This window comes from Exiguobacterium sp. KJ 601, assembly GCF_027161185.1.
Lineage (GTDB): Bacteria > Bacillota > Bacilli > Exiguobacteriales > Exiguobacteriaceae > Exiguobacterium > Exiguobacterium profundum.
Genome location: NZ_JADHZG010000012.1, coordinates 1 through 1,814, shown reverse-complemented (window position 1 = coordinate 1,814; position 1,814 = coordinate 1). Strand labels below are relative to the sequence as shown.

The following is a 1,814-nucleotide window of genomic DNA, read 5'->3' as shown; positions in this document are numbered from 1 at the left end:
GTTAAGGCTGGATATGGTGCTTATACTGGTTATCAAACAGCCAAATCTCGTGGATATACTGGTTGGAAAAAATGGGGATACACTGCTTATAGTGCCGCAAGCAGTGCTATTGGGTTTGGTAAAATTCTTAAGTTTAGTAAAAAAGCAAAAGCAATGTTTCCATCTAAAAAAGCGGCCAGAAGAGCAGCAAGAAGAGATGCCGGCATTGGCAAACACGGTACATTTACTAAGTTAAACGAAACTTTAAATGCAGGTTCCAGACATCCGCGCCTCTCAAGCAATCAGTCTCGAAACGCAAAACGTTCTCATAAAGGTCACAAACTAGCACATGATAGATGGGGGCACTTAAAAGGGGAAAATGGAAAACCAGTAGGTCCTCATTATAATGTCTATATTAAGAAAGGAAAGAAGACGGAAAGTAGACATTATTATTATCCAAGTAAACATGATCCAAGAAAGAATAAGTAAGGGAGATATTTATGAATGTATTTTATCAGTGTCATAAACCTGCGCTTAAAGATAATGAGAACTTTGAACTTCTTTCATTAAGTCAAAATTCTTTTTGTTTTACTACTTTGAACATTGAATTAGCAAAAAAAATAAACAGGTATTTAATTGAAGAAGATAAATTAGAGTATTTTATCTCGGATAAGAATTTTATAGTTTACTCCTGTATATATTTTGGTGAAATGGCTAATAACTTAAATAAGATTCAAGTTCTTTACCTTAAAAAGAAGTTAATCAGATTAGGTTGGGAAAAAAAACGTAGTCAACAGGATATATATATTTACCAAGGGGAAGATCTTAGCAACAAGTTCCTCGAACTTCAAGAAGATCTCTTTTTTGCATTCTTGACCAATGTATTTATCGTAGTGCCATCAAATATAGATGAAAATATGCTATATGAAATTCTTGCAGAAATAGACTTCACTCTTCAACCGGATGGGGTAACACCTTATGTTCCTACAGAGAAAGCTATATTAACTTTGATTGACAGTGAGATTGGGCTTGCATACTTAAAACTAAACTATCAAGATGGGTATGATGCTATGTCCGAAAGAGAAGTTTTAGTATTCTATAGCTCTTGGTATTCTGGAAAAGATTAAAAATCATATTTTGTCTAAGGAAAAAGTAGTGTTGTTTGTAATATATGTTTAGTCATTTAAAACTGCAGTGTCCTATAGAATTTAGATTTTTTAAAATCCAAATTTTATAGGACATTTTTATTGCCAATTTTACGAATACGTTCAGAATTTATTGAGTGAAGAGAAGACACTTGACGGACGCCTGAAATATTCATGGGACGGTCTTGGGAAACTGACTTCGATTGAAGAAGTTAACGGCATGCAGAAATGGCAATTTATTTACGATGAACAAGGACGTCGCATCGAGAAGGTGGGACCGAGCGGTACGATTCGCTTCCATTACGAAGGAGACTCGAACCGACTGATGGCCGAGACGGATACGGCTGGGAAACCGGTCCGGGAGTACGTCTATAACGCAGACCATATCCTTGTCGGTCTAAAAACAAATGGGACATGGTACAATTATCAACGGAACTATCGTGGGTATATTGTAGCAATCACGGATATGGATGGGAATGTTGTTGCCGAGTACACCTATGACACATGGGGCAAACCACTTGCGACGAATATCATCGATTCGAAGTTGACTAATCAACCGATTCGTTATGCATCATACTATTATGATGAAGATTTAGCGCTTTACTACTTGATGGCACGCTACTACCATCCGGAACAGGCCGTCTTCCTCTCTGTCGACCCAGAGCTGGATGCAGACGAAACGGTGTCGAT

The 1,814-nt window shown here is 37.3% G+C and carries 2 protein-coding genes and 1 pseudogene; all 3 read left to right on the top strand.

Annotated features, from left to right (window positions below):
• Window positions 1-468, top strand: a pseudogene (locus tag IRJ25_RS15075) (hypothetical protein); the annotation flags it as partial.
• Window positions 469-479: 11 nt separating this feature from the next.
• Window positions 480-1,106: a hypothetical protein gene (locus tag IRJ25_RS15070; RefSeq protein ID WP_269318582.1), complete on the top strand. Its 627-nt coding sequence runs from the start codon at window positions 480-482 to the stop codon at window positions 1,104-1,106.
• Window positions 1,107-1,344: 238 nt separating this feature from the next.
• On the top strand, window positions 1,345-1,814 hold a 470-nt coding region (locus tag IRJ25_RS15065; RefSeq protein WP_331283394.1), incomplete at its 3' end, for an RHS repeat domain-containing protein.

What these genes read in the sequence shown, in the direction of transcription:
- IRJ25_RS15070 (WP_269318582.1), top strand. Translation starts at nt 480, where the DNA reads ATGAATGTATTTTATCAGTGTCATAAACCTGCGCTTAAAGATAATGAG.